Source organism: Pelistega indica (genome assembly GCF_000506865.1).
Lineage (GTDB): Bacteria > Pseudomonadota > Gammaproteobacteria > Burkholderiales > Burkholderiaceae_B > Taylorella > Taylorella indica.
The window spans coordinates 1-5,773 of record NZ_AYSV01000127.1 but is presented as its reverse complement, the minus strand read 5'-3'; the positions used below and the strand labels follow the sequence as shown (position 1 = coordinate 5,773).

Annotated in this window: 6 protein-coding genes, 1 pseudogene and 1 CRISPR repeat array; of the genes and pseudogenes, 6 read left to right on the top strand and 1 reads right to left on the bottom strand. The window is 36.8% G+C overall.

The genetic code is table 11. The features are described from left to right. Positions 1-22 precede the first annotated feature (22 nt). Positions 23-549: a CRISPR direct-repeat array (repeat unit 35 nt; unit sequence ATTAAGAAAAGCCCCGATGGTTAGGGGATTAAGAC). Positions 550-678: 129 nt separating this feature from the next. The 6 genes from V757_RS26235 (at position 679) to V757_RS26210 (ending at position 4,580) form a co-directional block, all read left to right on the top strand. Next, complete coding sequence (locus V757_RS26235) at positions 679-984, top strand: helix-turn-helix domain-containing protein (protein WP_023953038.1); 306 nt, start codon at positions 679-681, stop codon at positions 982-984. Then, positions 971-2,251, top strand: a complete 1,281-nt coding sequence (locus tag V757_RS26230; protein ID WP_023953037.1) for a type II toxin-antitoxin system HipA family toxin — start codon at positions 971-973, stop codon at positions 2,249-2,251. Before V757_RS26235 ends, V757_RS26230 begins: the two co-directional genes overlap by 14 nt. Positions 2,252-2,676: 425 nt before the next feature. Next, positions 2,677-2,961, top strand: coding sequence for a CRISPR-associated endonuclease Cas2 (gene cas2 / locus V757_RS26225; RefSeq protein WP_023953035.1), 285 nt, complete (start codon positions 2,677-2,679; stop codon positions 2,959-2,961). An 11-nt stretch (positions 2,962-2,972) separates the two neighbouring features. Next, positions 2,973-3,980, top strand: coding sequence for a CRISPR-associated endonuclease Cas1 (gene cas1 / locus V757_RS26220; RefSeq protein ID WP_023953033.1), 1,008 nt, complete (start codon positions 2,973-2,975; stop codon positions 3,978-3,980). Further along, entirely contained in the window at positions 3,964-4,242 is a 279-nt protein-coding gene (cas2, locus tag V757_RS26215) for a CRISPR-associated endonuclease Cas2 (protein ID WP_023953030.1), read from the top strand. Before cas1 ends, cas2 (V757_RS26215) begins: the two co-directional genes overlap by 17 nt. Positions 4,243-4,316: 74 nt before the next feature. Beyond that, positions 4,317-4,580 (top strand): hypothetical protein, encoded by a 264-nt coding sequence (locus V757_RS26210; RefSeq protein ID WP_023953028.1) that lies wholly within the window; start codon positions 4,317-4,319, stop codon positions 4,578-4,580. A 202-nt stretch (positions 4,581-4,782) separates the two neighbouring features. Here V757_RS26210 and V757_RS26205 read toward each other — a convergent pair. Next, positions 4,783-5,773: pseudogene (locus tag V757_RS26205) on the bottom strand (IS481 family transposase); the annotation flags it as partial.

The window sequence follows — 5,773 nt, the reverse complement described above, 5'->3', positions numbered from 1 at the left end:
GCTTTTCTAACTTGGCTCTCAGATTAAGAAAAGCCCCGATGGTTAGGGGATTAAGACGTTGGGAGTTCATTAAAGGTAAGCAGCTCTATTAGATTAAGAAAAGCCCCGATGGTTAGGGGATTAAGACTCAAATATACAGGTGTCATCAGCACCAGCGCGGTATTAAGAAAAGCCCCGATGGTTAGGGGATTAAGACAACGGGCTACCATATAATATTTTACAAAGGTTTCCCATTAAGAAAAGCCCCGATGGTTAGGGGATTAAGACCTAACCTTTTCTCCAAAGGAGAAGCTAGCATAAATATTAAGAAAAGCCCCGATGGTTAGGGGATTAAGACCGAGAAAGCTGGTATGGAATCTGTCAGGTAGGCAGTTATTAAGAAAAGCCCCGATGGTTAGGGGATTAAGACATAGGAATGCGTCTACGAGTCGTGCAATGCTCGTTATTAAGAAAAGCCCCGATGGTTAGGGGATTAAGACTCTTGAAGCTGGGCGATTTTCGCTTCAGCGTTTAGATTAAGAAAAGCCCCGATGGTTAGGGGATTAAATAAATCTAATGCTACTGAGATACTTTATGGTTTTTTGGAACAACGGTATCAAGAATTAATATCAAGACAATAATAATTAATTTTGATAAAATGGATAATATAGTGTCTAAAATAATATTTTAATAAGAAAAATGGATAATATAATATCTAATTTTAATTTGCTGGATAATCGTGATACACAGAATAACCTCGTTGCTTATTTACGGCAAAAACGTAAAGAGATGAAACTATCTCGTGAGGCATTGGCTCTGCGTAGTGGTGTTCCTGCGCCCACAATTAAGCGTTTTGAAGCAACATCAGAAATCTCTTTACGTCAATTTCTACAGCTATGGTTGGTGCTTGATGATATTCAACGACTTAATATATTATGTCAGCAGACAAAAGAAAAAATAATTGCACCTAAAAGCATCGAAGAGGTGTTAAATGACAAATTTTAATCCTACACGTCAGCTAGCAGTTTACCGAACATTGAGTACTGGTCAAAAAGTATTGGTAGGTGAGCTAGCACAGAATAAACAAGGTGTCTATTTTCAATATCAGTCTGATTATCTAGAGAAATTTGATAATCTTTCACCTTTTCGTTTACAAGCAAATAGTACGTTGCAGCTTGCTTTAGCTGGGTTACATGGTGGCTTGCATGGCGTTTTTGCGGATAGTTTGCCAGATGGTTGGGGGTTGTTGTTGCAAGACCGATATTTCCGTAGCAAAGGTATTGCACCATCCCAAGTAACTGCAATGGATAGACTTGCTTTTGTCGGGCAGTCAGCAATGGGAGCATTAAGTTATGAACCATATATGATATGGCAGTCAGAAAATAATGAAACTTCATTTGCGCAACTGGGTTTGCAAGCACAAGCTGTATTTGATGGGCAAACAGACGAAGTGCTACAGACGCTAATTGCTGCTGGTAGTTCAGGTGGGGCGCGTCCCAAAGCACAACTTTATAGTAATAGTGATTTAACAAAATTTTGCCGAACTATTGGGCAAAAAGGTGATGATGCATGGTTGATTAAATTTACATCACACCAACTCGCTTTGGGGCATGATGAAGGTATATGTGAAGCTGTGTATTTAACAATGGCACAGATAGCTGGGATACAGACAACAGAATGGAAATTATTATCTGCACCCAAAGAAAGTGGAGCAAATGCTTGGTTAGCTGTTAAACGTTTTGACTGGTTACCTGCAAACGCAGGTCGTCTGCATTTATTGAGTGCAGCAGGTTTATTGGATGCTGATTTTAGATTACCTAGTTTGGATTATATTGATTTAATTAAAGCCAGCAAAATTTTAACTAAAGATACACAAGCCAGTAAGCAGCAATTTTTACGTGCTATGTTTAATCTATTTGCAGCTAATCAAGATGATCACAGTAAAAACTGGGCATTTTTACAGCAAGATAATGCTCAATGGCAACTTTCTCCTTTCTACGATGCAACATTTAGTCCTCAAAAATTTGGGGAACATGCTACAGCATTTTTAGGACAAGGTAAGCAGCCTGCTTTAAAGACTATACAGAAATTAGCAGATATTGCAGGGTTTGACTCATGGAGTGAAGCAAGAATTATTATTAGAGGAGTAGTAGATGCTTTGTCAATGTTCCAGCAGTATGCGAAAAATTTTGGTGTATCAAAAAACAATATCCGTTTGATACAGCAGTATTTAGATGATTTGTATAAACAGAATCGACAATTGCTTGAGTGATATGAAAGTTAGTATGGTTTATTGATTTATCCCATGTAAGTCTCCGTCGTACTATTCGGCTTTGTCTTTGAACAAAGTAGGGCGAGTATACTCGATATGCCACACGGGTTAGACGGATTACGTTGAGATATAAGGGCTCATCTTGAGCCCTTTTTTTGGCAAAAGACTTATATTATTTATCAAGAAATGCTTAGAAATAGAGAGGCTGGCTAAGTAAAGCAATCAAAAAGTTGTTCACTCAAACATATCTTCACCAAACTATATTAAGGATATGTAATCGCTATGTAATGGTATTTGTCGGTAAATATGCCTGAGAAAGAGTATTAAATACATAGATATGATAATGACAACAAATTTGTTATGCTTTTTTCAGGATAGTTTCTACTCTATGATGTTTATTAAATCATTAGTTCATAGAGGCTTTAATGGCAAATCGTTCTCTTTTTCTGATTGCATATGATATTACTTGCCCAAAACGACAAGCCAAAGTTAGACGTATCTTACAAAGTGTCGCCATTGGGTACCAAAAATCCTTATTTGAATGCTGGTTAACTGAAGTTGAACTACACCATACTTTAGTTGAAATTGAAAGCATTATTAGCAAAGCAGAAAATGATAAATTTCATGCTTTTTCTTTAGGAGAAAAAATAGAAAGTTTATGTTGGGGACAAGCTAAACCCATGCAGTTTGAACCTTTTTTGATTATCTAGGAGACAAATATATGAGCACGCTATGCATTGATCGTAGAGGTTTAAGTCTTAGAACAGAAGGGAAAGCTTTAATTTTTTATGATGAAAATCGTCGTGTTGGGACTATACCTATCCACTCTTTAGAAAGGGTTTGTATCTATGGTGAGTTGCAACTCTCAGCATCTGTACTTGGTAAGCTGGGTGAGCAAGGTGTGGGTATTCTAGTATTGAATGGATATAAAAAAGAACCAGTAATGTTGATGCCTAATCAACATGTAGATGCCAAGCGTCGTCAAGTGCAATATGTATTGGCAAATCAATTGTCCTTTAGTCTCAAGCAGGCACAAAAATGGATTATTAAAAAATTACAAGAACAATTAAAGTTCATACATTATTTAGGAGAACACTCAACACTTTCTGTTCTTGATGTGAATAAATTTACTTCCTTAGTTCACAACAGTCAAGAGTCTATCAATATAGCTGACAATATAGACTCTATTCGAGGATTTGAGGGTGCAGTAGCCGCTCAGTATTTTCAGCTATTAGCCAAAGTATTACCTGATTCTTTAGGCTTTAGTGGTAGGAATAGAAGACCGCCGAAAGATCCTTTTAATGCCGTACTTTCATTGGGTTATACATTGCTTTATTTCGAGGCAGTTAGGCAGTGCTATTTGGCAGGGCTTGATGCATATAGTGGTTTCTATCATACAGTATACACAGGTAGAGCATCATTAGCTTGTGATTTGATTGAACCAGTAAGAGCACTGTATGACCAATGGTTACGTGAACAATTTGTTCAGAGAAATTTACGTCTTGAAGATTTTAGTTTTAAAGAAGAGGCATGCGTAATGGGCAAGGCAGGGAGAGCTAGGTTTTACGAGGAGTATGAAGAAGTAGCTAAAAAATCTCGAAAGATTATGCGCGAACTGTTAAGAGAGCTTTTGCAAGATATGCGTTTATTTAGTCAATGTGAGGATAGCAGTATTTTTGAATTACCTGATATTTATAGTATAGAGGATAAAAATGAGGTGGATTATTAGCTATGATATTTCTAGTGCCAAACGTTTAGGTAAAGTATATAGATACTTATGTAATAACGCCTTACCAATTCAAAAAAGTGTTTTTCTTTTTACAGGATCTAGTGATGAGTTTGATGACTGTATGAGTGGGGTGTTGAGTAAGATTAACCTACATGTGGATGATTTAAGAGCTTATCCTATTCCTCAGCAGGCAAGAGTGTGGACATTAGGTATTTCAGCGAAAGCAGAGGGGATAGTGTTGGATGATCTTAAAGACTTATAGAAAAATAGCTTGTCTATCGCATTTCATCAAAAATTCAATTATTAAAAAAGTTTAATTATCAGAGGAAAAATAGTATGAAATTATTATTTGTAACAGTGATGACAGCGTTCTGTTTAACAGGGTGTTTTTCTAGTCAAACATATTATCCTAGCCTTGGCTGCTGGAGTGTTTCTAAATTTTTATGGCCTATACAGTATCAATATTATAAATGTAATGATGGATCAGAAATTCATGATGGTGTACGCACATATCCAGATAAGAAAAAAGAAAATATTCCTGTGACAGAACCTAAAATAACAAAACCAACGGTAAAAAAGAAGATGCGTAAAAAGAAATAGTATTTTATAGAATGAAAGGATTTTATCTTGTGCAATCAAGACAAAACCTTATAAATAAATTGTTGTTTTTATTATTAAATGGAGACTCAAAAAGCTCATTTTGTTGACAAATATATAAGAGGCTAGTAGTACTATAATTTGTAGAAGTTCAGACTTCATCTGACAGTTCCCCGTTTGACAAGCGGTGTCTGTCAGATTAGATTTAGCTCAGCTTTTTGCTGTTCCAAATCTGTTTACCATCAATCAATGTTTCTATGGGTGTTCGCCCACAGCACATCTTTCCTTGATGAGTTCGTTCATTATTATAGAAATCAAGCCATTCGTCTAGGTCTTTTTGCAAACTATCTAAATCAGCATTAGAGTTTTTGCGGAACGTTACTTGATAAAACTCCTGCAAAATGGTCTTATGGAAGCGCTCGCAAATACCATTGGTTTGAGGTGATCGAGCCTTAGTCTTTGTATGCTCAATTTCATTAATAACTAGATAAAGCTCATAATCATGATGCTCTACCTTACCGCAGAACTCTGTTCCTCTATCTGTCAGAATGCGTAATACAGGTAAATCATGCTCTGCATAAAAAGGTAATACACGATCATTAAGTAAGTCTGCAGAAGTAATAGGGGTTTTAGAGGTGTATAGCTTACAATGCGCTACTTTACTGTAAGTATCGACATATGTTTGCTGATAAATACGTCCTACCCTTTTAAATGCCCCACATAAAAGGTATCTTGTGAACCCAAATAGCCAGGATGCGCGGTTTCAATCTCACCCATGGCTTGCTCTTCATCTTTCTTGCGTTCAAGAGCTTGTATTTGTTGCTCATTCAGAATAATTCCTTCTTGCTGTACTTTCGCCTCTAAGGCGTTTAGACGTTTGGTAAAGTTCTCCAAGTTGTGCCGCAACCAAACGGAACGAACACCACTAGGTGATACAAATATTCCCTGTTTACGCAACTCATTGCTAATTCTTAGTTGACCATAGGCAGGATAATGAATCGCCATCTCTATCACCGCTAACTCAGTGGCTTCGTCCACTCTATTTTTAAGGTTAGGCACCCGTCTATTACGATCAATGAGTGCCTCTATACCGCCTTCTTCAACCAATTCTTTATAGCGATAAAATGTATCCCTCGATACGCCCATAATTTTGCATGCTTGCGTACACATTTTTTAATTGCTKAGCTAAATTTAAG

Excerpts from the sequence above, each read along its gene's own strand:
- cas2 (WP_023953035.1), top strand. The coding sequence starts at position 2,677 with ATGGCAAATCGTTCTCTTTTTCTGATTGCATATGATATTACTTGCCCA.
- cas1 (WP_023953033.1), top strand. The coding sequence starts at position 2,973 with ATGAGCACGCTATGCATTGATCGTAGAGGTTTAAGTCTTAGAACAGAA.
- cas2 (WP_023953030.1), top strand. The coding sequence starts at position 3,964 with ATGAGGTGGATTATTAGCTATGATATTTCTAGTGCCAAACGTTTAGGT.
- V757_RS26230 (WP_023953037.1), top strand. The coding sequence starts at position 971 with ATGACAAATTTTAATCCTACACGTCAGCTAGCAGTTTACCGAACATTG.
- V757_RS26210 (WP_023953028.1), top strand. The coding sequence starts at position 4,317 with ATGAAATTATTATTTGTAACAGTGATGACAGCGTTCTGTTTAACAGGG.
- V757_RS26235 (WP_023953038.1), top strand. The coding sequence starts at position 679 with ATGGATAATATAATATCTAATTTTAATTTGCTGGATAATCGTGATACA.